General features: G+C 73.8%; 13 protein-coding genes and 3 tRNA genes. 7 read left to right on the top strand and 9 right to left on the bottom strand.

Annotation, left to right across the window (positions count from 1 at the left end; genetic code table 11):
- Positions 1 to 88: 88 nt before the first annotated feature.
- The 3 genes from ACIPAE_RS04280 to ACIPAE_RS04290 form a co-directional block, all read right to left on the bottom strand.
- Positions 89 to 162 (bottom strand) — tRNA-Ile (locus ACIPAE_RS04280).
- Positions 163 to 328: 166 nt separating this feature from the next.
- Positions 329 to 401: transfer RNA gene (locus ACIPAE_RS04285), tRNA-Asn, on the bottom strand.
- 4 nt (positions 402 to 405) lie between these two features.
- A tRNA-Asn gene (locus tag ACIPAE_RS04290) sits at positions 406 to 478 on the bottom strand.
- A gap of 181 nt (positions 479 to 659) precedes the next feature.
- On the opposite strand from ACIPAE_RS04290, the gene ACIPAE_RS04295 reads away from it, so the two are divergent.
- The 4 genes from ACIPAE_RS04295 (at position 660) to ACIPAE_RS04310 (ending at position 6624) form a co-directional block, all read left to right on the top strand.
- On the top strand, positions 660 to 956 hold the full coding sequence (locus tag ACIPAE_RS04295) for a YtxH domain-containing protein (protein WP_328463753.1): 297 nt from the start codon (positions 660 to 662) through the stop codon (positions 954 to 956).
- Positions 957 to 1178: 222 nt separating this feature from the next.
- Positions 1179 to 2627, top strand: a complete 1449-nt coding sequence (locus tag ACIPAE_RS04300; RefSeq protein WP_329369675.1) for an FGGY family carbohydrate kinase — start codon at positions 1179 to 1181, stop codon at positions 2625 to 2627.
- Between the two features lie 281 nt (positions 2628 to 2908).
- A complete protein-coding gene (locus ACIPAE_RS04305; RefSeq protein ID WP_402442803.1) occupies positions 2909 to 4645 on the top strand; it encodes an ABC transporter ATP-binding protein in 1737 nt (578 codons plus the stop codon).
- A gap of 62 nt (positions 4646 to 4707) precedes the next feature.
- A complete protein-coding gene (locus ACIPAE_RS04310) occupies positions 4708 to 6624 on the top strand; it encodes an ABC transporter ATP-binding protein (RefSeq protein ID WP_402443295.1) in 1917 nt (638 codons plus the stop codon).
- A gap of 195 nt (positions 6625 to 6819) precedes the next feature.
- On the opposite strand, the gene ACIPAE_RS04315 is transcribed toward ACIPAE_RS04310, so the two are convergent.
- A complete protein-coding gene (locus tag ACIPAE_RS04315) occupies positions 6820 to 8046 on the bottom strand; it encodes an RNA polymerase sigma factor (RefSeq protein ID WP_402442805.1) in 1227 nt (408 codons plus the stop codon).
- Between the two features lie 162 nt (positions 8047 to 8208).
- Positions 8209 to 10158 carry a DNA primase gene (gene dnaG / locus ACIPAE_RS04320; protein ID WP_366411390.1) on the bottom strand — a complete coding sequence of 650 codons (1950 nt, stop codon included), beginning with the start codon at positions 10156 to 10158 and terminating at the stop codon, positions 8209 to 8211.
- Between the two features lie 222 nt (positions 10159 to 10380).
- Between dnaG and ACIPAE_RS04325 the strand changes: the two genes are divergently transcribed.
- Positions 10381 to 12339: a glycoside hydrolase family 9 protein gene (locus ACIPAE_RS04325; RefSeq protein WP_402442808.1), complete on the top strand. Its 1959-nt coding sequence runs from the start codon at positions 10381 to 10383 to the stop codon at positions 12337 to 12339.
- Positions 12340 to 12394: 55 nt separating this feature from the next.
- On the opposite strand, the gene ACIPAE_RS04330 is transcribed toward ACIPAE_RS04325, so the two are convergent.
- The 4 genes from ACIPAE_RS04330 to ACIPAE_RS04345 form a co-directional block, all read right to left on the bottom strand.
- A complete protein-coding gene (locus ACIPAE_RS04330; RefSeq protein ID WP_402442809.1) occupies positions 12395 to 12835 on the bottom strand; it encodes a GNAT family N-acetyltransferase in 441 nt (146 codons plus the stop codon).
- A 48-nt stretch (positions 12836 to 12883) separates the two neighbouring features.
- Positions 12884 to 14146, bottom strand: coding sequence for an FAD-dependent oxidoreductase (locus tag ACIPAE_RS04335; protein WP_366411393.1), 1263 nt, complete (start codon positions 14144 to 14146; stop codon positions 12884 to 12886).
- Positions 14147 to 14988: 842 nt separating this feature from the next.
- Positions 14989 to 16278: a deoxyguanosinetriphosphate triphosphohydrolase gene (locus ACIPAE_RS04340; protein WP_402442810.1), complete on the bottom strand. Its 1290-nt coding sequence runs from the start codon at positions 16276 to 16278 to the stop codon at positions 14989 to 14991.
- 200 nt (positions 16279 to 16478) lie between these two features.
- Positions 16479 to 17315, bottom strand: coding sequence for a sirohydrochlorin chelatase (locus ACIPAE_RS04345; protein ID WP_402442811.1), 837 nt, complete (start codon positions 17313 to 17315; stop codon positions 16479 to 16481).
- A gap of 149 nt (positions 17316 to 17464) precedes the next feature.
- On the opposite strand from ACIPAE_RS04345, the gene ACIPAE_RS04350 reads away from it, so the two are divergent.
- Positions 17465 to 18364 (top strand): DUF4132 domain-containing protein, encoded by a 900-nt coding sequence (locus ACIPAE_RS04350; protein ID WP_329369659.1) that lies wholly within the window; start codon positions 17465 to 17467, stop codon positions 18362 to 18364.
- On the top strand, positions 18361 to 23687 hold a 5327-nt coding region (locus ACIPAE_RS04355; protein ID WP_402442814.1), incomplete at its 3' end, for a hypothetical protein. The genes ACIPAE_RS04350 and ACIPAE_RS04355, both read left to right, overlap by 4 nt.

The following is a 23687-nucleotide window of genomic DNA, read 5'->3' on the forward strand; positions in this document are numbered from 1 at the left end:
GTTCGAGGGTCCCGCGAAGGCCCCCGCGGGAAGGCTCGGCAGAGCGGTTTCCGCAGGTGGGTCCGGGTGGCGGGGAAGGCCGGCAGGGTGGGGCGGGTGGGACTCGAACCCACGACCGACGGATTATGAGTCCGCTGCTCTAACCGGCTGAGCTACCGCCCCGTGCGGCGTGCCGTGCGCGCCGTCTGCCGCAGCATAGCCGCTCATACGATCTGTCGCCCTCGCGGGTGTACGGACGCGTCGTCAGGTGGACGCGACGCGACCGGAGGTGAGGGCGGGACAGCGGCCCGGGGGACGAAAAAGGACCCCGAAGGGTCCTGATTCCGCGCTCCCCCGACTGGACTCGAACCAGTAACCTGCCGGTTAACAGCCGGCTGCTCTGCCAATTGAGCTACAGGGGATCAGCTCCCCCGACTGGACTCGAACCAGTAACCTGCCGGTTAACAGCCGGCTGCTCTGCCAATTGAGCTACAGGGGATCGCGCTACATGCACCGAATGCACCCCCCAGGGTCCTCCCGGAAGGCGCGCTCTCGGTGCGACACATACATTAGCGCAAGCAGGGGGGTGCTCCGCCAACTGCTTGCACGGGGTTGCCCCCGGCGACGCAGGGTAGGCGCGCCACAGGTCCGGCAGAACCGGAGTTAGGAAGGGTGGAGCCATGCGCTACCGGCTGACGTTCATCACCGGAGCCCTGGTCGGTTTCGTGCTCGGCGCGCGGGCCGGGCGGGAGCGGTACGAGCAGATCCGGGAGGCCGCCCGGAAGCTCGCGCAGAACCCGGCGGTGCGGAACACCGCGGAGTCCGCGATGCAGCAGGGCCGTACCGCCGCGGGCAAGGCGAAGGAGACGGTGACGGCGAAGGTCGGCGACCGGATGCCCGACGCCCTGGCCGGAAAGATGCGCGCGGGCCGCAACGGCAACGCGCCCGACAGCGACTGGGGCACCTCGAACACCTGACCCGCCGCACCCCCGTCCCGTCGCGCGGGCGCCCGGCCGTACCCGGCCCGGGCCCCGCGCGCCCGCATGTCCGTGCACGCCTCCGGGTGAACGTCACTCCGCGCACGTCCGTACCCGGACGTGTGCGGACCCGTCCGCTCTGCCGCCCCCGCGGGCATCCGTCCCCATTCGTGATCCCCGGGAGGGGCGCGCGCCGGGCCCGCCGTACGGCATCATCGGCGCATGGGGAAAGTCGCCGGTATAGACAGCTCGACCACAGGCACCACCATCGTCGTGTGCGACACGGACACCGGGGCCGTGGTGCGGCAGGGCCACGCCCCGCATCCCCTCGACGACGGCGAGAAGCCCACCGAGATCGACCCGCAGGCGTGGCTGCTGTCGCTGGGCGAGGCGGCGACCGGCGGGGTGCTGGAGGGCGTGCAGGCGATCGGCATCGCCGGGCAGCAGCACGGCATGCTGGCGCTGGACGCCGGCGGCGTGATGGTGCGCCCGGCGCTGCTGCGCGGCGACAAGCGGGCCCAGGTGCAGGCCGCGGACCTGGTGGACGAGCTGGGCGGCCCGGCCGGCTGGGCCGAGGCGGTCGGCGCGGTGCCGCAGGCGTCGCACCCGGTGGCGAAGCTGCGCTGGCTGGCCCAGCACGAACCGGCCGCCGCCAAGCGCGTCTCCGAGGTGATGCTCCCGCACGACTGGCTGGTCTGGCAGTTGCTGGGCCGCCCCGAGCGCCGTACGACCGACCGCGGCGACGTGTCCTGCACCGGCTACTGGTCCGCGGCCACCGGCGAGTACCGCCCCGACCTGGTGGAGCGCGCCCTCGGCCACAGCGTCCGGCTGCCGGAGGTGCTCGCCCCCGCCGAGCCCGCCGGGCAGACCCCCGAGGGCCTGCTGATCTCGGCCGGCACCGGCGACACCATGGCCGCCGCGCTCGGCCTGGGCCTGGGCCCCGGCGACGCGGTGGTCTCGCTCGGCGCGGCCGGCACCGTCTTCGCGGTGCACCACGAGGCGCTGAAGGACCCGACCGGCACCATCACCTCGTACGCCGACGCGACCGGCCGCCACCTGCCGCTGCTCCAGGTCCGCAACGCGGTCCGCACCCTGCGCGGCACCGCGGAACTGCTCGGCACCGACCTGCCCGGCCTGTCCGAGCTGGCGCTGACCTCCACGCCGGGTGCGTACGGGCTGGTGCTGCTGCCGTACCTGGAGGGCGAGCGCACCCCCGATCTGCCGCACACCGCGGGCACGCTCAGCGGGCTGCGGCGCGACTCGATGAAGCCGGAGCACCTGGCGCGGGCCGCGTTCGAGGGGATGCTGTGCGCGCTGACCGACGCGCTGGACGTGCTGCGCGGCAAGGGCGTCGAGGTGCGCCGGGTGTTCCTGCTGGGCGCGGCGGCCGAACTGCCCGCCGTACAGCGGATCGCCCCGCCGCTGTTCGGCGCCGAGGTGGTGGTGCCGCAGGCCGGGGAGTACGCCGCGCTGGGGGCCGCCCGGCAGGCCGCCTGGTCGCTCGGCGCGGTGCTCGGGTCGCAGGCCCAGGGCGAGGCGCCGGAGTGGGAGCCGGCGGGCGCCCGGCGGTTCGAGCCGGGTGACGACGCGGCCGTGGGCACCGCGGTCCGCCAGCAGTACACGTCGGTACGCGAGCACACGCACCCGGGCGCCTTCGACGCGCTGCGCTGACCCGGGGCCGGGGGCTGGGGGCGGAGGACGGGGGCCCGCGAAGGGCCACGCGGGCGGGCCACCCGGACCGGCCCCCGCACCGTCACGCCCGGACGGGACCGTGCTGCCCGGTCCGGACCGTACGGCCCGGACCGGATCGGCAAAATCCGGGTTATCCCGGTGCGCCGCCGCCATGCCGGAGGATAGGTTGATCCGTCGCTCAACCCTCCGGGCGGCCGCCGCGTCCTTACGGTCAGCGTCCCAGCCCGTGCCCTGCCCGAGGCAACCCGAGGAACCCGATTGTGCTGATCCGACTCCTACGGTCCCACCTGCGACCGTACAAACGCCCCATCGCGGTACTGGTGCTGCTCCAGCTGCTCTCCACGATCGGTGCCCTCTACCTGCCGACCCTCAACGCCGACATCATCGACAACGGCGTGGTCAAGGGTGACACCGGCTACATCGTCGCGCTGGGCGGGGTCATGCTCGGTGTGACCGTCGTGCAGATGGCGTGCGCGATCGGCGCGGTCTTCTACGGCGCGCGCACCGCGATGGCCGTCGGCCGCGACATCCGCAAGTCCGTCTTCACGCAGGTGCAGAGCTTCTCCGCCCGCGAGGTCGGCCAGTTCGGGGCGCCGTCGCTGATCACCCGGACCACCAACGACGTGCAGCAGGTCCAGATGCTGGTGCTGATGAGCTTCACGCTCATGGTGGCCGCGCCGATCATGTGCGTCGGCGGCATCATCATGGCGCTCGGCCAGGACGTCCCGCTGTCGGCGCTGCTGCTCGTGGTGGTGCCGGTGCTCGGTGTCTCGGTGAGCCTGATCGTCCGCAGGATGCGCCCGCTCTTCCGCACCATGCAGAAGCGCGTCGACTCGGTGAACCGGGTGCTGCGCGAGCAGATCACCGGTATCCGCGTGATCCGCGCGTTCGTCAAGGACGGCTACGAGCAGCGCCGGTTCGGCGCCGCCAACGACGAGCTGACCGCGGTGTCGCTGTCCACCGGGCGGCTGATGGCGCTGATGTTCCCGACCGTGATGGCGATCGTGAACATCTCCAGCGTGGCCGTGCTGTGGTTCGGCGCGCACCGGATCGACAGCGGCGGGATGCAGATCGGCGCGCTCACCGCGTTCCTCAGCTACCTGATGCAGATCCTGATGTCGGTGATGATGGCCACCTTCATGTTCATGATGGTGCCGCGCGCCGAGGTCTGCGCCGAGCGGATCGAGGAGGTGCTCGGCACCGACTCCAGCGTGGTCCCGCCGACCGCGCCGATCACCTCCCTGCGCCGGCACGGCCACCTCGAACTGCGCGGCGCCACCTTCGCCTACCCGGGCGCCGAGGTGGCCGTGCTGCGCGAGGTCGACCTGGAGGCCCGGCCCGGCCAGACCACCGCCGTGATCGGCTCCACCGGCAGCGGCAAGTCCACCCTGCTCGGCCTGATCCCGCGGCTGTACGACGCGACCGCCGGCCGGGTGCTGGTCGACGGCGAGGACGTCGCCCAGGTCGATCCCGCGCTGCTCGCCGAGACCGTCGGCCTGGTGCCGCAGAAGCCGTACCTGTTCTCCGGCACCGTCGCCAGCAACCTGCGCTACGGCAAGCCGGACGCCACCGACGAGGAGCTGTGGCACGCGCTGAAGGTCGCGCAGGCCGAGGACTTCGTCCGCAAGCTCGACGGCGAGCTGGAGGCGCCGATCGCCCAGGGCGGCAGCAACGTCTCCGGTGGCCAGCGGCAGCGGCTGGCGATCGCCCGCTGCCTGGTGCGCCGCCCCGAGATCTACCTCTTCGACGACTCCTTCTCCGCGCTCGACTACGCCACCGACGCGGCGCTGCGCCGCGCGCTCGCGGAGGAGACCGCCGAGGCCACCGTCGTGATCGTCGCCCAGCGGGTCTCCACGATCCGCGACGCGGACCGCATCATCGTCCTCGACGAGGGCCGGGTGGTCGGCACGGGCACCCACACCGAGCTGATGCAGGACAACGAGACCTACCGGGAGATCGTGTTGTCCCAGCTCACCGAGCAGGAGGCGGCGGCGTGAGCGGCGAGAGCGCGGGCGGGGACCCGCTGAAGAAGGCGCCCACGCGGCGCGGGCCGGCGCCGATGGCGGGGCCGGGCCGGTTCATGGGCGGCGGCCCGATCGAGCGGTCCATGGACTTCAAGGGCTCGCTGAAGCGGCTGATCCGGCTGATGCGGCCGGACCGGATATGGATGTACCTGGTGCTGGCCCTCGGCACCGCCAGCGTCGCGCTGACGGTGACCGGCCCGCGCATCCTCGGCCACGCCACCGACCTGATCTTCGCCGGGGTGATCGGCCGGCAGACGCACGGCGCCAGCAAGCAGCAGGTGCTGGACACGCTGCGCGCGCACGGCAACGGCAAGGTCGCGGACCTGATGTCGGGCATCGACTTCACCCCCGGCAAGGGCATGGACTTCGGTGCGATCGGCGGCGTGCTGCTGATCGCGCTGTGCGTGTACCTCGGCGCGGCCGTGCTCAGCGTGCTGCAGATGCGCACCGCGACGAAGGTGATCAACCGCGCGGTGTACCGGCTGCGCCGCGACGTCGAGGACAAGCTGTCCCGGCTGCCGCTGTCGTACTTCGACCAGCAGCCGCGCGGCGAGGTGCTCAGCCGCGTCACCAACGACATCGACAACATCGGCCAGACCATGCAGCAGACCATGGGCCAGCTGGTGAACTCGCTGCTGACCATCATCGGCGTGCTGGCGATGATGTTCTGGATCTCCTGGCTGCTGGCCCTGGTCGCGCTGGTCACCGTGCCGGTGACGCTGCTGGTGGCCACCCAGGTCGGCAAGCGGGCGCAGCCGCAGTTCGTGCAGCAGTGGAAGACCACCGGCACGCTGAACGCGCACATCGAGGAGATGTACACCGGGCACTCGCTGGTGAAGGTCTTCGGCCGGGCGCAGGAGTCCGCGGAGGTCTTCGAGAAGGAGAACGAGGCGCTGTTCCGGTCCGGTTTCCGGGCGCAGTTCATCTCGGGCACCATCCAGCCGCTGATGATGTTCATCGGCAACCTCAACTACGTGCTGGTGGCGGTGATCGGCGGGCTGCGGGTCGCGTCCGGCACGCTGTCGGTCGGCGACGTGCAGGCGTTCATCCAGTACTCGCGGCAGTTCAGCCAGCCGCTCACGCAGGTCGCGAGCATGTCGAACCTGATCCAGTCCGGGGTGGCCTCGGCCGAGCGGGTCTTCGAACTCCTCGACGCCGAGGAGCAGTCCGACGAGCCGCAGCACCCGGCCCGCCCGCAGGAGCTGCGCGGCCGGGTGGCGCTGGAGAAGGTCGACTTCCGCTACCTGCCGGACAAGCCGCTGATCGACGACCTGTCGCTGAAGGTGGAGCCCGGGAACACCGTGGCGATCGTCGGGCCGACCGGCGCGGGCAAGACCACCCTGGTGAACCTGCTGATGCGGTTCTACGAGGTCTCCGGTGGCCGGATCACCCTGGACGGCACGGACATCGCCGCGATGTCCCGGGAGGACCTGCGCTCCTCGATAGGCATGGTGCTCCAGGACACCTGGCTGTTCGGCGGGTCCATCGCGGAGAACATCGGCTACGGCCACGAGGGCGCCACCCGCGAGCAGATCGAGGAGGCGGCGAGGGCCGCGCACGCCGACCGTTTCATCCGCACCCTCCCCGAGGGCTACGACACGGTCATCGACGACGAGGGCACCGGGGTCAGCGCGGGCGAGAAGCAACTCATCACGATCGCCCGGGCGTTCCTCTCCGACCCGGTGATCCTGGTGCTGGACGAGGCGACCAGTTCCGTCGACACCCGCACCGAGGTGCTGATCCAGCGCGCGATGGCCAAGCTCAGCCACGGGCGGACCAGTTTCGTCATCGCGCACCGGCTGTCCACGATCCGCGACGCCGACGTCATCCTCGTCATGGAGTCGGGGTCGATCGTCGAACAGGGCACCCACGACGAGTTGCTCGCCAAGGAGGGGGCGTACGCGCGCCTGTACTCGGCGCAGTTCGCGCAGGCCGTGGCCGAGGTCGACTGAACACGGGCTCGCCTCCTGGCGGTTGGCTCCGCGAGGGGGCGGGCGGGCGGTGACCAGTTCTTGGAGGGGTCGTACCCCGCACCCACCGCACGAGAAGCCTGACGGCAGAACTCCACGCTCCGCCACCACGCCACCACGCCACCACGCCGGCGCGTCAGCGGGAAGTGGTCGCGGGGCGCTCCCGCCTCGGCCCGCTCAGTCGAGGTAGCCGCGGAGTTGTTCCGCGAAGGTGTGGTCGCGGAGCTTGCTCAGGGTCTTGGACTCGATCTGGCGGATGCGCTCCCGGGTGACGCCGAAGATGGCGCCGATCTCCTCGAGGGTGCGGGGGCGGCCGTCGGTGAGGCCGTAGCGGAGTTGGACGACCTTGCGTTCGCGCTCGCCGAGGGTGGACAGGACCGCTTCGAGGTGTTCGCGCAGCAGGAGGAAGGCGGCGGACTCCACCGGGGAGGCGGCGTCGCTGTCCTCGATGAGGTCGCCGAAGGCGACATCGTCCTCCTCGCCGACCGGCGCGTGCAGGGAGACCGGTTCCTGGGCCAGCCGCAGCACCTCGCCGATCCGCTCCTGGGTCAGCTCCAGTTGCTCGGCGACCTCCTCGAGGGTCGGCTCGCAGCCGCGTTCCTGGAGCAGCCGGCGCTGCACCCGCACCACCCGGTTGATCAGCTCCACGACGTGCACGGGTACCCGGATCGTGCGGGCCTGGTCGGCCAGCGCGCGGGACATCGCCTGGCGAATCCACCAGGTCGCGTACGTGGAGAACTTGTAGCCGCGGGCGTAGTCGAACTTCTCGACCGCGCGGATCAGGCCGAGGTTGCCCTCCTGGACCAGGTCGAGCATGGTCAGGCCGCGCCCGATGTAACGTTTTGCCACCGACACCACCAGGCGCAGGTTCGCCTCGATCAGCCGGCGCTTGGCCATCCGGCCCTGGACCACCAACCGGTCCAGGTCGAAGGCGAGTTGGGAGTCCAGATCGGGGAACGCGGCCAGCCGTTCCTCCGCGAACAGGCCCGCCTCCACCCGCCGGGCCAGATCGACCTCGTCCGCGGCGGTGAGCAGCGGGATACGGCCGATCTCGCGCAGGTACTGGCGGAAGAGGTCGGCGGACGGCCCCGCGGAGGTGTCCACGCGGTGGATGCGCGGCTCGTCCGGCGGGGACTCGATCGCTCGCAGTTCCTCCACCGGTGGCTCCAGCACCCGCGGCTCGTCCGCGGCGTCCGCAACCTCCGCAGGGGGTTCCCGCACCACCACCTCGGCCACGGCAGGAGGTATCGGCACGTCGGGCGTGATCTGGATCTGGGCGTGTGTCCGCACGGAAGCGACCTCCGCGGTGAGCGCGTCGTCGGGCTCAAAAGAGGGCTCGGCACCGGGACCCCAGTGTGACCCACCACGCCGCCCGCCACGAGGGTCGTGCGGGCCCTTTTTCACGCCATGTCACCGCGTATGACTTGCCCGTCACCGGGGTACCCGGGCGGGCCGCGGCGGCCCCGAACGTCCCGCCGCGAGCGCTGCCCGACCCGCTCGACCGACCCGCCGCGAGCACCGCACGGGCCACCGTGAAGCGCCCGCCCAGGCCGCCCGGCCTGCCGCCTAGAGCGCCGCCGCTCCGTTGACGCGCAGCCGCTGGGCGTACTGCTGGAGGGCCCACAGTTCGTTCGCGGCCGCGGTGGCCTCGGGAGCGTCGGACGGGACACCCTGCGCGGCCAGGCGGGCCCCGGTGGCGTGGACCTGCGCCACCCGGCGGTCCACCGCGAGCAGCCGGACCCGGACCAGCACCTCGCCGGCGTACATCTCGGGGACCTTGTGCATGACCGGTTCGACGGCCAGTTCGGTGACCATGCCGCGCACGGTGTCGTCGGGCGCGGCGTCGCGCACCCGCAGCAGATACTCCCCGTCGGCGTACTCCGCGCCGCCCGCCTCGGCGATGGCGCGGCGCACCGCGGCGTACGGGGGCCCGGTGAACTCGTCCTCGCCGTAGGCGTCGAAGGCCGGGGAGACCAGGGCGGGGAACTGGAGCGCGAGCTTGAGCAGTTCGCGCTCCACGCGGTGGGCGGGGCTGCGCAGGTCGAGCCGGGGGCCGGACGGCGGGCGGCGGTCGCCGCCCTCCTGGGGGCCGGACGGGCCGCCGCGGTACGGGCCGCGGGCCGGACCGCCGCGCCCGGAGTCCGCGCCGGGCCCGGGGCCGGAGTTGCCGCTCGCGGCGCGGGCGCGGGCCATCGCCCGCACCCGGCGGATCATGCTCTGCTCCTCCGCCTGCGTGGAGATCCCCGCCATCCCGACCAGCCGGATCGCGTAACGGTCGCGCAGCGCCTGGTTCTTGATCGCGGCGACCACCGGCACGGCGGCGTCCACGGCGGCGACCCGGCCCTCGTCGGTGTCGAGGTTGTAGCGGGCCACGATCGAACGCAGCGCGAACGCGAAGAGCGGGGTACGGCCGTCGATCAGCCGCTGGATCGCCGGATCGCCCTCGGCGAGCCGGAGTTCGCACGGGTCCATGCCGCCCGGGGTGATCGCGATCGACGTCTCGGCGGCGAACTTCTGGTCGTCCTCGAAGGCGCGCAGCGCCGCCTTCTGCCCGGCGTCGTCGCCGTCGAAGGTGAAGACCACCTCCGAGGTGGAGTTGTCCATCAGCAGCCGGCGCAGGATCTTGATGTGCTCCCCGGCGAACGCGGTGCCGCAGGTGGCGATCGCGGTGGTCACGCCGGCGAGGTGGCAGGCCATCACGTCGGTGTAGCCCTCGACCACGACCGCGCGGCCGGTCCTGGCGATCTCCTTCTTGGCGAGATCGATCCCGTACAGCACCTGGGACTTGTGGTACAGCGGCGTCTCGGGTGTGTTGAGGTACTTGGGGCCCTGGTCGTCCTCGCGCAGCTTGCGCGCGCCGAAGCCGATCACCTCGCCGGTGATGTCCCGGATCGGCCAGATCAGCCGGCCGCGGAACCGGTCGATCGCGCCGCCCCTGCGGCTCTCGGAGGCCAGCCCCGAGGTGATCAACTCCTTGTCGCTGAAGCCCTTTCCGCGCAGGTAGCGCACCAGGTGGTCCCAGCCGGCCGGTGCGTATCCCACCCCGAAGTGCTCGGCCGCGCTCTGGTCGAAGCCGCGCCCGGCGAGGAACTTCCGCCCGATCTCCGCCTCGGCCGAGCCCAGTTGCTCCACGTAGAACGCGGCGGCCGTGCGGTGCGCCTCCACCAGCCGGATGCGCTCGCCCTGCTGCCGCCCGGGGACACTGCTGCCCTCCTCGTACCGCAGCGTGATCCCGGCCCGCGCGGCGAGCCGCTCCACGGCCTCGGTGAAGGACAGGTGGTCGACCTTCATCACGAACGCGAGGGTGTCCCCGCCTTCGCCGCAACCGAAACAGTGGTAAAGACCCTTGGACGGGCTGATCTGGAAGGAAGGGGACTTCTCGTCGTGAAAGGGGCAAAGGCCCTTGAGGTTGCCGCCACCGGCGCTCTTGAGCTGGAGGTAGTCGGAGACGACGGCGTCGATCGGGACGGCGTCGCGTACCGCCCTTACGTCGTCGTCCCTGATCCTTCCCGCCACGGAGGCAGTCTACGGCCCGGGGGCGACAGGTTCGGCGGGGCGGCGGGCGGGGCGGCGACCCGGGGGGCGTGAGGGCCGTGAGGGCGGTGCGGCCCGGGGGAGGCGGCCGGGGGGAAGAGGGGGAAGGCGTCGGGTCGGACGCATTGACCCGAGGGCGGGGCGGCACTAGCTTCCTCCGTATTCGTTAGGAAGCTTTCCTAATCCGCGAGGAGACGCCGCCGTATGCCCTCGGTCAGAGTGGGGACCGCCCGTCGGGCGGGGTTGCGCAGGATCACGACGGCCGCCGCGAGCGGTCTGACCGCGGCGGGGCTGCTGGCCGCGCTGTCGCTGACCGGTTCCACCGCCGACGCCGCGGCCGCCCCGCACGACCTGGTCCGGGTGAACCAGGTCGGCTACGCGGCGACCGGCGCCAAGGAGGCGTTCCTGCTCGCCGGGTCCCCGGTGAAGGGCGCGCGCTGGCGGCTGGTGGGCACCGGCGGCCGTACGGTCGCGGCGGGCCGGACCGGCCAGAGCCTGGGCAAGTGGAACGCCGCCTACCAGGCGGTGTACGCCATCGACTTCGACGCGGTCCGCACCCCGGGCCGTTACCACCTGGTGGTCGGCGGCGGCGCCACCGGCAGCTCGCCCGTCTTCACCATCGGCACCCCGAAGTCCGTCTTCGGCAAGCCCGCCACCGACACCGCCGCGTTCTTCCAGGCCCAGCGCGACGGCGCCGGCACCATCCCCGGGCAGCTCGACCGCAAGCCCGCGCACCTCAACGACACGCACGCCTCCGTCTACGCCTGGCCGGCCTTCACCGACCCCGACGAGAGCGACACGATCAAGGCCGCCCCGAAGAGGATCGGCGGACCGGTGGACGTCTCCGGCGGCTGGTTCGACGCGGGCGACTACCTGAAGTTCACCGAGACCACCTCCTACGCGGTCGCCGCGCTGGAGATCGCCGGCCGGGACAGCGGCGCCGGACCCGCCACCCCGCTGGGCGCCGAGGCCCGGTACGGCCTGGACTGGCTGGACAAGATGTGGGACGGCAGCACGAAGACCCTCTACATCCAGGTCGGCCTCGGCTCGGGCACGGAGAGCGGCAGCGTCGTCGGCGACCACGACGTGTGGCGGCTGCCGGAGCTGGACGACACCGACAGCGCGCACCCGTTCCTGAAGAACCGCCCGGTCTTCGCGGCCGGCGCGCCCGGCTCGAAGATCAGCCCCAACCAGGCCGGCCGGCTCGCCGCCGACTTCGCGCTCGCCGCGCAGAGTTACGCGCACACCGACCGCGCCAAGGCCCGCGGCTACCTCGCGACGGCCGCGCAGATCTACGGCCTGGCCGACACCCACCCGGGCGCCCTCGTCACCACCGTGCCGGCCGGCTACTACCCCGAGACCAGCTGGCAGGACGACCTCGCCTTCGGCGGCGCCGAACTCGCCCTGGCCGCACAGCAATTGCACGACCCGCGGGCCGGCGGCTGGCTGGCGCAGGGCACGAAGTGGGCCAAGGGGCACCAGAGCGAGGCCGACACGGACACGCTCAACATGTACGACACGAGCGCGCTCGCCGATCTCGACCTGGCCCGCGCGGTCAAGGCGGCCGGGCACACCGCCGGACACACCACCGGCCTCGCCGCCACCGCACAGCAGCTCACCGGCTACGTCAGGGCCCAACTCGCCACCGGCCAGGCCCGCGCGCAGGCCGACCCCTTCCACGCGGGCGCGGTCTACGACGACTTCGACGCCGACTCGCACACGCTGGGGCTGGCCGCCACCGCGCGCCTGTACGCCGCCGCCACCGGCGACCACACCTTCGACCGGTTCGCCGTCCGGCAACTCGACTGGGTGCTGGGCGCGAACGCCTGGGGCACGTCCTTCGTCGTCGGCGAGGGCACCACCTTCCCGCAGTGCACCGCCGGCCAACTCGGCAACCTGGCGGGCAGCTTGGACGGCAAACGGCCGCTGGAGGTCGGCGCGATCGTCAACGGGCCCAACGGCTCGGACCAGTTCGAGGGCGGCCTCGGCGACTACCTCGACGGGATGCGGGCCTGCCCGCCCAGCGGCGAGCCCTTCGCCCCCTTCACCGGGCACGGCAGCACCTACGCGGACGACGTGCGCTCCTGGCAGAGCTCAGAACCCGCGCTGGACATGGACGCCTCCGGGCTCCTCGCGTTCACCCTCTCCGCCCGGGGACGTTGAGGACGTCAGGCGGGTCAGGCAGGTCAGGCACGCGGGGGGCGCCCCGGAAGGGGCGTCACCCCAGTTCCTTGGTCACGAAGACGTAGTGGGGTCCGCTCGGCTCCAACTGGAACTCCTCACCCGTGGCGGTGAACCCGAAGTGCTCGTAGAAACCCTTCGCGGAGGTCCGGCCGTTGCACCAGACGACCTGCGCGCCCCGGGCGGCGGCCTCGCGCAGGCCCGCGCGCAGGGCCGCGGCACCGTAACCGGCTCCCCGCGCCTCGACGGAGCTGCCCATGCCGCGGAAGCGGTACGCGAGGGCGGCCTCGCCCGGCAGGGGGTCGGGGAAGAAGGTGACGCACGCCTGGATCGCGCCCGCGTCGTCGTAGGCGGCTATGTGGAAGGTGTCGGCGCGCGCGTCCTCCGGATAGACGGCGGCCTCGCGCGGCATGCCGGTGCGCAGCACCGCCCAGCGCAACGCGAAGATCTCCTCGACGGGTACGACGGCGGTGCGCATACGGTACTTCCTCCGCGTTCGTTCCTGGCCGGTCCAGGAACCTCCTGGTCAGTCCAGGAACGAGGCTAGCGGCACGGAGGGGTCGGACAGCGCCTCGGGGTCGACCGGGCGGCCGTCGCGGATCAGGTTCTGGATGGGTTCGGTGACATCCCACACATTCACGTTCATCCCGGCGAGCACCCGCCCCTCGCTCAGCCAGAACGCGATGAACTGCCGCTTGCCGACGTCGCCGCGGCACACCACCTGGTCGTACGACCCGGGTGCGGCGTTCCCGGAGAACTCCATGCCGAGGTCGTACTGGTCGGAGAAGAAGTACGGCACACGGTCGTAGCTGACCTGCTGCCCGAGCATGGCGCGGGCCGCGGCGGGGCCGCCGTTGAGGGCGTTCGCCCAGTGCTCGACCCGCAGCCGGCCCCCGAGCAGCGGGTTCTCCGCGTTGGCGACGTCGCCGGCCGCGAAGATGTCGGGGTCGGAGGTGCGCAGGGAGGCGTCCACGGCGATGCCGCCGCCCTGGGCGCGGTCGGCGAGGGTGAGCCCGGCCGCCTCGGCGAGCGCGGTGCGGGGGGCGGCGCCGATCGCGGCGAGCACGTCGTGCGCGGGGTGCTCGGTGCCGTCGTCGGTGACGGCCGCCAGCACCATGCCGTCCTGGCCGGTGATCTCGGTGAGCCGGCTGCCGAAGTGGAAGCGCACCCCGTGCTCGGTGTGCAGGTCGGTGAAGACCGAGCCGATCTCGGGGCCGAGCACGCCGTGCAGCGCGGTCGGCTCGGGTTCCACCACGGTGACCTCGGCGCCGTAGCCGCGGGCGGCGGCGGCCACCTCCAGGCCGATCCAGCCGGCGCCGGCGATCACCAGGTGGCCGTTCTCCCGGCCGAGGCTGGTCAGCACGTGCTTCAGCCGCTCCGCGTGGGCGAGGCGGCGCAGGTGGTGCACGCCGGCCAGGTCGGTGCCCGGGATGTCCAGCCGGCGCGGCTCCGCGCCCGTCGCGAGCAGGAGTTTGTCGTACTGCAGGACGGTGCCGTCGCCCAAGGTGACGGTGTGCGCGGCGCGGTCGAGGTTCACCACCGGCTGGCCGAGGTGGAGTTCGACGTCGTGCTCCGCGTACCAGGTGGCCGGCTCCACGAAGACGGAGTCCCGTTCGGCGCTGCCGTTCAGGAATCCCTTGGAGAGGGGTGGGCGTTCGTACGGGTGGTCGCGCTCGTCGCCGATCAGTATCACCCGGCCGGTGAAACCCTCGGCACGCAACGTCTCCGCGGCCTTCGCTCCGGCGAGGCCGGCTCCGACGATCACGAAGGTCTGGTGCGCGTCGACCACAGTGTGCCTCCCCGGCGGGTTGTCCGTTGCCCTGCTGAGCGTCCCGCACGGCGGCCCGGACGGGAAGGGCGCCGCGCCGGTCCGTCCCACCCGTTGATCATTGCACGGTGCCCCTGACCCCCGGGGTGCCTCGTCCTGTCGCCCCGGGACCACCTCCCGGTGGTGGGCTTGTCGCGCAGTTCCCCGCGCCCCTGGGCACGTACGGCTCCTCCGCGAAACACACCTCACCCCTCCCATCCACCCGGGCACCACTTGCTCGGCCGTTCCCTTGGACGCGCCGGCCGCCCGCCGGCCCTGCCCCTCCACCACGGTTCCCGGACCTTCCCCCGGTGGAGGGCTTGTCGCGCAGTTCCCCGCGCCCCTTGTTGTGGCTGACCACCCCTGAAAAGTGCCGGTCCCCCTCGCCGTGACCGTCCGCCGCAGACGACGGGCACCCCCACAGGGGCGCGGGGAACCGCGCGACCAGCACACCACCGGCAGGCGGCCCGGCAACCGGCCGGCAGGGGCAGACGGGACGGGAGGCCAGCGCGGCAAGGAAGGTGGCCGAACGACGTCGTGACCGTCCGCCACAGACGACGGGAACCCCCACAGGGGCGCGGGGAACTGCGCGACCAGCACACCACCGGCAGGCGGCCCGGCAACCGGCCGGCAGGGGCAGACGGGGCGGGAGGCCAGCGCGGCAAGGAAGGTGGCCGAGGGAGCGGTACAGCGGGGGCGAGGGGGAAGCGGGGTTCGTTTCGCGGAGGAGCCGAGCACGACAAGGGGCGCGGGGAACTGCGCGAGAACCCCCCACCGGGAGGTGGTCCCGGGGCGGCCAGGACCAGACGCCGCGGAGGGTCCCGTTACCGTCGGAGACGATTCGTCGCGGCGGCATCCGTGAGCGACGCGATCTGATCGACGACCGCGCGCCGGCGCCCCGCATCGTCACCCGCACTCTCGAAGATCGCCCGGAACTGCGGGTCGAGCGCGTCGGGAGCGCCGGCGAGCAGCGTCTCCGCGAGCTCGCCGATCACCACGCGCTGCTCGGCGCGCCGCCGCGCCTGGGCCGCGCGCTGCATGACGTAGCGGTCGGCGACGGCCTTGAGGACGGCGCATTCGAGCCGCTGCTCGCGCGGTACGACGAGTTCCGCACCGTAGCGGGTGAGGGGCGCGGTCCCGTACCGCCGCCTGGTCGCTGATTCCGCGGCGAGGCAGAACCGCCCGATGAGCTGGGACGCCGCGTCCTTGAGGCGGGCCTGGCCGAGCGCGGAGTCGTCGTGGTGGTGCGGCCACCAGGGCTGCGCGAGGAGGCGGTCGAGGGCTTCCGCGAGTTCCGCGGGCGAGGTGTCGCGCGGGGCGTAGCGGTCGCGCGCGCAGTCGAAGACCTCGGCCCGTTCGGGGCCGGCCGACAGCGCGCGGGGGTCGATGTGCCCGGCCTGGAGGCCGTCCTCGACGTCGTGCACGGAGTACGCGACATCGTCGGCCCAGTCCATGACCTGCGCCTCGAAGCAGGTACGGCCCTCGGGCGCGCCCTGGCGCAGCCACCCGAAGACCGGCAGGTCGTCCGGGTAGACCCCGAACTTGCGGGAACCGGGGTCGGTGGGGTGACCGCCGCGCGGCCACGGGTACTTGGTGGCGGCGTCGAGCGCGGCGCGGGTGAGGTTGAGGCCGACGCTGACGAGTGCGGACTCCCCGGTCGCCGGGTCGGTCGCCCGGGTGAACCGCTTCGGCTCGATCCGGGTCAGCAGCCGCAGGCTCTGCGCGTTGCCCTCGAAGCCGCCGCAGTCCGCGGCGAACTCGGCGAGCACCATCTCGCCGTTGTGCCCGAAGGGCGGGTGGCCGAGGTCGTGCGCCAGGCAGGCGGTCTCCACCAGGTCGGGGTCGCAGCCGAGCGCGGCTCCCAGTTCGCGGCCGACCTGCGCGCACTCCAGGGAGTGGGTCAGCCGGGTGCGCGGGCTGGTGTCGGTGTCCGCGGTGCCGCCCGCCTCCGGGTCGACGACCTGGGTCTTCCCGGCCAGCCGGCGCAGCGCCGCCGAGTGCAGCACCCTCGCCCGGTCTCGCTGGAAGGCGGTGCGCCCGGGCCGCTTGTCCGGCTCGGGTACGTAGCGCTCCAGGTCGGCCTCGGTGTAGCCGCGCGGCTGGTTTCCGTCCATACCGACGACGGTAACCGGCCGGAGCGACGGGTGGCTGGTGCGAGCCGCCCCCGCCTACGGACGGATGATCGTACGGGCGGGAAGGCGTCGGGAAGCAGCGGGAAGCGGCGAGGGACAGCGGTGACCGGAGCGGGTGCGCGGGGTCAGGCCGGTCCGTGGGCGGGTGCGCCCTGATCCGGTCCCTGCCGGACGTCAGGCCCTCAGCCCGCGCACGCCTCGTCGTAGCGGCGCAGCACCAGTTCGGCCAGCGCCGGGTGGGCGCCGAGCGGTGCGGAGACGATCCAGGGGGCCGCGGCCGCGCTCTGCGCGGCGAACCGCCCGGGCGCGGTGAAGCAGGACGCGACCGCGATCTCGCGCAGACCGCGCCCGGCGAGTTCGGCCACGGCCTGCGGCACGGTGGGGCGCGCGGCGGAGGCGTAGGCGGGGACGACCGGCACGCCGCCGAGCCGGGCGGCGAGCAGCGCGGCCGTACGTTCCGTGTCGCGGACCGGCTCCGGGTCGCGGGAGCCCGCGGCGGCCAGCACCACCGCCTGGCCACGGGCGGTCCACCCGGCCTGCGCGAGCCGGTCGTGCAGGGCGCGGGCGAGCAGCGGGTGCGGCCCGAGCGGCGCGGCGACCGCTCCCCGCAGGTGCGCGGCCGCGGCAAGGGCGTAGGGCAGGTCGTGCTTGACGTGGTGACCGCGGCCGAACAGCAGCGGTACGACGACGACCTCTCCGGCCAGTCCCGCCAGCACCTCGCCCACCAGGGGGCGGTTCAACTCGACGTACCCGACCTCCACCTCGGTCCCGGGGCGCAGGATACGGACCTGGGCGGCCAGGTCGGCGAGCACACGTGCGGCGCGCGGGTCGCGGCTCCCGTGGCCGACGGCGACCAGGGCGGGTGGGCGGCGGGTGAGGGCGGTGGACGGAGAGGTGGTGGGCGACGCGGCGGCGGGCGGGATCGTGGCCGTACGGGCGGCGGGCGGGGCCGGGCCCCGACGGGTGACGGTCCGCTCGTCTCCGTGCGGGCTGCGGTGCGAACCGGCGTGCGCGTCCATACCTCCATGATCACCCTGGTTTGCCCCGGGTGGCCGCTCCGACCGCAGGTGTCGGAACCGGAACCCGAACCGGAACCGGCCCGCGATTGTCGGTGCCCCCTTCTACTGTGATCCACCTCGCAAGCGAACGTGCTGGAGGGGACCGGGGAATGGGCTGGATCGAGGCGGCGGGCGGCTATGCCGTGACGCTGGACGGCGCGCGGGTGGTGTGCCGTAACGCCGCGGGGCGGGCGTTGAAGCAGGTGCCGGGCAAGTTGCGCACGGACCCCGAGGTGGTGCGGCTCCAGCAGCTCGCGGAGTGGCTGGAGCGCCACGAACGGGAGTGCCTGGCGCAGGCCGACGCCTGGCTGGTGCGCTCGCTGCCGGTGCCGGCCGCCCTGATCGCCCGGGTCTGGCCCGACGCGGCCTGGCAGGCGGCGCTGCGGGACCTGGTGGTGGCGCCGCTCGCCGAGGACGGCGGCCCGGACCTGGCCCGGGCCGGCTTCCTGCGGGACGCCGACCCCGAGCGCGGCCTCGGCGTGGTCGACCTCGACGGCGACTCGGTGCGGCTGACCGTACCCGCCGTGCTGATACCGCACCCGGTGCTGCTCACCGATCCCGCCGACCTCGACGAACTCCGCGAGTTCGCCGCCGAGTTGGAGGTACGGCAGAGCGTCGGCCAGCTCTTCCGCGAGGTGTGGCGGCGCGGACCGGAGACCGACGGCGCGGCGACGGTCCTGGACACGTACGCGGGCGGCCGGTTCGCCCAGTTGCGGCATGCCACCGCCCGCGCCACGCAGCTCGGTTACCGGGTGCGCGGCGGCCACGCGGTCTGCCAGGTCATGGCGGCCGGGCGGCCGGTGGAGGCGGCGCTGTGGCTCGGCTCGGACTACCCCGAAGCGGAGGCCGTCACCGGGGAGTTGGAGTGGCGCGTCAGCGGGGGCGGCCGGCTGCGGCTGTCCGAGGTGGACCCGGTGGCGTGGTCGGAGGGGCACCGGATGGCGTCGGCGCTGTACGCGGGGCGGGTCGTGCCCGAGGAGACCGAAGAGGGCGTGGAGGGGAAGCGATGAACGACGGGGATCTGCTGGCCGCGGGGGCGGTGCTGCCGCTCGATCGGCAGGCGGGCAAGGAGGTTGGTGCGGCGTCGGGTACGGCGCCGGCCGCGCGCTCCGACACGGCTGCGGGGAGGGCCGGTTCGACCACCGGCGCCGACCGGCCGGGCGACGCGACGGACGTGCTGGTCGCCCGCGCTTACGCGCACCCCGTCCTGGAGGGCCGTACGGTCGTGCGGCTCGTGCCGGAGGCGCTGGGCACGGCGGAGGACCTGTCGCTCGAATACCTGGGCTTCGCACCGGGGTTCGCGGCCGGGGCCCCGCAGGCCCCTGAAAGCGCGGAGACCGGCGAGAGTACGGAGAGCACCGGGAGCACGGACGCCGCCGGCACCCCCGCGACGACCGAACCCGCGGACACGGCGGACACGGCTGACACGGTGGTCCCGGTCGGCCGGGTGCTGCGGCAGTCCCTCGGCTTCCCGGCCTGGGCCCTGGTGAACGACCCGGCCAACTCCCGCCACGCGCTCGCCGTGGTGAAGGAGATGGAGCGGCTGACCCGGCTCGCCGCCACCAAGCCCGGCCACGCGAAGGACGGCTTCTCCGAGATCGGCGAGCGGCTGGACCGCTCGGTGCCGCACTTCCTGCCCACGTACTACGAGGAGGTGGCGCGGATCTTCCTCGCCGCCGAGTCGACGACGTACGCGTCCATGTACTTCGGCAAGGCGCGCGACGCCGAGCGGCGGCACGCCCTGGCGATCGACGAGGAGCGGCTGCGCGAGGTCTTCCTGGAGTTCGCCGCGGCCGGGGCGCTCAGCGGGAAGACGCTGCGCGAGCAGGCCAGGGGACTGTCCGAACGCCTCTCGCCCGAGGCCGCGTTCACCCAGTTCCGGCTGCTGTGCATGGAGCGGGCCGGCGCCGGGCTGCCGCCGCACGCCGGGCTGATGGAGGACCTGCGCCGGCTGGCCAGGGCCGCCGGGCGGGACGCCCCCGCGGAGGAGGCCGCGCTCGTCGGCGAACTGCTCGGCACCAGCGCGATCGGCCGCGCCGCGCTGTCGTTCTGGAAGTCCGCCCGCGGCGCGCTGCTGACCGCCGCCCGCGACAGCCGCACCGCCCGGGTCCGGCTGCTGCGCCTGTTCCCCGCCGAGGCCGGCAACGCCTCCGAGGGCAGGGCCGCGATCGACACGCTGTGGCTCGAACTGCTGCAGAAATCCGGGGCGTTCACGCTGCTCGCCGAGGGCGGCACCGCCGGTGCCGGTGCCGAATCCGTTGCCGGTACCGCCGCCCCTGAACCCGCCGGCGACGCGCACGAGGACGTGCCCGGCGCCGCGTGGTGGTTCGGGCAGTGGGCGCGGTTCCGGCAGCGCGGCTACCGCCGGACGGACGAACGGATGCCGGCGGAACTGGAGTTGGTGGAACGGTTCGCGCCGCGGCTGGTCCGCGACGGCGAGCCGGTGCGGCTGACCGCCGAGCGCGGCCACCGCGACATCGCCCCCGACCTGCTGGACGCGTGTCTGGCCGCGGGCGTGCCGGTCGCCGACCCGCACAAGGGCGTCTCCATCAACCTGGCCGGCTGGCTGGCCGACGACAACCCCGGCCGCCGCGACCTGGCCGCGGTCGCCGCCGACCCGAGGTACGCACCGCTGCTGCGTGCTTCCGTCGAACAGGTCGCCAACCGGAGCGACGGGCCGGAGGGCCTGCTGACGCTGGCCGAACACCCGGTGCTGGGCGCGGCTGTCGGCGGATGGCTCGCCGACCGCGCCGACGACCTGGACCGGCCGCTCGGACTGCCCGGTCTCGACCGCCAGTTGACGCGCCTCGCCCCGTTCGGCGACCCCGCTGTGCTGGCCACCGCGCCCGGCGCCGTGGACCGGCTCACCGCGTTCGACGTGGCGCCGGTCCTGGCCCGTGCCCTGCGCGCGGGCGTCCTCGACGAGTTGGGCTGGGCCGCCCTCGACTCCTACGTCGCGGGGCGGATGCGCGCGGTCAAGAATGACCAGTGGTTCCAACTCGACGACGCCTGGCCCGCGTTGATCGTCATATCCGGCACCCATGTGGCCGCTGTCGGGCCGGACGCGGTGCTGGACGAGCGCACCCTGACCCTGCCCGCGCCGAACCCGTACTCCTGGCTGCGGCCCACCGTGCGCCTGGTCGACGGCCAGTGGCTGATCGCGTCCGGTTACGGCGACGAGCGGCGCGCGGCCTGGTCCGGGCGGCCCGCCGACACCTTCCGACCGGCCGGCCACCTGGACGCGCCGCACCGCGGCGCCGGCCCGGCGTCGCTCGCGCTGGCCGGCGGTGGCCGCTGCTACGGCTCCCGGCCGGTGCTGCCCGGCGACACCTCCTTCGCCGAGCGCCGCCCGATCGCGTGCGACGGGATCTCGCACTGGGTGCTGCACGAGGGCCGCTGGCACGAGTACGACCCGGCGGCGGCCGTCCGCGGCCGCGCCTCCCTGCCGGCCTTCTTCGACAGCGCCCTCGCCGGCGACGGCGCCGGCACGCGGGTGGACGAGCCCGCGTCCCGCCTGCTTCCGCTCGCCCCCGGCCTGGAGGCGACGCCGTTCGGCAGCAAGGACGGCCTGCTCGGCTGGTGGGTGCGGCACGACGAGGCGGCGGGCACGTACACCGCGTGCTCGGTGGACGGCAGCCGCAGCCCGGTGACGTCCGGGCGCGGCACTCCCCTGCCGCCGCTGCGGCTGCCGGGCGGCGCCGTACTGCACCCGGCCGTCCAGAGCAGCTGGTCCGAGACGGTCCACCTGTACGACGCGGACGGCATCGAGCTGGGCGACGTGCAGACCGGCGGTCGTGGCAACCGCTACGCGGAGGGCACCGACCTGGTGCCGCCGCTGTCGTACTGGCACGCGCTGCGCCCCCGCGACGAGGCGGGCTCCGCGGTGCTGCGCGCGGTCACCGACGAGCAGGCCGCCGCGCTGCTCGCCGCGGTGCCGAACGCGAAGGCCGACGTGCCCGCCGCCGTACGCAAGGTGCTGCCGGGCATCACCGACCCGCTGCTGATCAAGGGCGTCGCCTCGATCGTCGGCATCGCCGCCGCGGCGGCCCGGCGGATCGCGATGCTCCACGAGCGCCGCAACCGCCGCCGTGCCGAGAAGCCGGCGGCCGAGGCCGCGCACGCCCATGACGCGATCCTCCACGAGGCGCTGCGCGGGCTGATCGACACCGTGCGGGTCGGCGGCTACCCCTTCGGGAACTCCGACCGGCACACCTTCGACACGATGAGCACGCTCCGCACCCTCCACGCGATCGAGGCGGGCGCCCAGCCGGCCCGCCCGGCTCTGCCGGGCCCCAAGGACGTCCGCTTCGGCATCGCCGGCCGCTACCACGTCCGCCGCACCATCGACTGGCTCACGCTCGCCGGTCCCGGTGTCATCGCGGCGGCGGCGCGCGCCGCCGCCCCGGGCACGCCCGCCGAACAGCGCACCGCCCTGGTGGAGTTCCTGCACACGGTGCTCGGACTCGACGCGGGTGCGGGTGTTGGCGCGGGTGTTGGTGCGGGGACGGGCGTGGGCGCGTCGGGCGTGGGCGCGTCGGGCGGGCTGCTCGCCGATCCGCGCGGCCGGCTGCGGCTGCTGAGTGTCAGCGGGAAGAAGGCCACGGAGCGGGTCGGGGAGGTGTGGCGCAGCGGCGAGCGGTCGCTGCTGATCCTCTCCTTCTTGCAGGACGAGGGCGACGAGCGGCAGAGCTGGAAGGCGGTCGAGTTCGCGCCCGACGGGAAGTTCGGGCCGTGGGAGGGCTTCTCGCTCACCGAGGACCGGGTGTTGGGGTCCGCCGCGGACCTCGCGCGCGCCGGCTCGGCCGGACCGGGCGGGCCGAACAGCCAGGACGGTCGGGCGGGTTCGGACGGTGCGGCCGAACCGGCCGCGGTGGCCCCGGTCGCCGCGGTGGCCGCGGTGGCCGCGGTGGCCGCCCTGATCGCGCGGGTCGCCGAACGCGGCCCGGTGCCGTACCGCCCCGAGGCGGCCGAGCGGTTCTCCGAACGGACCGGCGTGGACGTGTCGTTGGCCGCTCTGCTGCTGCTCGGCCTGCCCGGGCTCGGCGGCTACGGGAAGACGGGGCTGCCGCCCGCGGAGGTGCTGGACCTGGCCGGGCTGCGGCCGACCCGTGCGCTCACCGCGCGTGACGCGCTGCGCCGGCTGCCGACCGAGTACCGTACCCGCTTCCTCGCGGCGCTCGTGCCCGCCGATCCGGCCGCGGTGGACCGGCTGTGGCTCGACGGTTTCGACCCGGACGCGCTCGCCGACGCGTGGCTGTCCGTCCACGGCGACCGGCGCCCGGTGCCGATCGAGCTGGTCGAACGCGCCGAGCGGGAGGGCGACTTCGGCGCGTGGACCGAGATGGTGGTCAACTCCGAGGCCGCCACCGCCCTGCACGGCCGCACTCGCCAGCGGCTCGACGAGAACCGCGTGCTGGCGCCCGACCGGCCCGAGGCGATGCTGTACGGGTCCACCCTGCTGAAGTACAGCGGCGCGCTGCGCTGGCTGGCGTACCGGCTGCCGTACGGCGACCCGTTGCGCCCGCCGCTGCGCGACACCCTGGCCGCGCTGCGCGCGCGGCTCGCCGACGAGGAACTGCTGCTGGACCTGAACGTCTCCTGGAGCGGCACCGGCAAGCCGGTCGCGGTGGCGTTGCGCGAGGCGTACGGCCTGCCGACGACCGGCGGCGAAGGACCGGACGGCCTGGTCCGGGTCGGACCGGCGATCGTCCTCGCGCCGCCGCTGCGCGGAAGGACCCACGAAGAGGTGTGGCTGCGGCCCGCGGCCGTGCTGCCCGGCGCCTCCGCCGAGGGCGGCCCCGACCACCCGGCGCTCGTGCTGCTGTCCGGCTTCGCCGGAATCGGCGGCCCGTACGTGCAGGCGCTGCGGGATGTGCTCGGCGAGGGGCTGGCGGCCGCGGTGGCCGCCGACGGTCCGGCGGGCGCCGCGCAGTATCCGGCGCACAGCGTGCCGGAGTTGACCGCGCGGGCCGCGCAGCGGCTCGGCCTCTCCCAGGACGCGGCCGCGCTGTACCTGATGCTGCTTGCGCTGCCTGACCCGACGGACCGCAACGTCACGGCCTGGACCGGATGGAAGCCGGCCCGGGCGAAGCAGGCCAGGGCCGAACTGGCCGCGACCGAACTGGTGGTGGAGGCGAAACGGCCCCGGTCCGGTCGCTCCCTCTTCCTGCCCGGCGGCTGGCTCGACCTCGCGGCGCCGGCACTGCCGCTGGAGTCGTGGAAGCAGGAACTGCTCTCCGCCGGGCAGTTGGACCTCGCCGCGCAGCCGATACCGGAACTGCCGGTGCCCGAACTGTTCCGGCGGGCATGGCAGCGGGTGCTGGACGGCGACCC

Origin of the sequence: Streptomyces sp. NPDC087270 (assembly GCF_044744625.1) — a bacterium.
GTDB lineage: Bacteria > Actinomycetota > Actinomycetes > Streptomycetales > Streptomycetaceae > Actinacidiphila.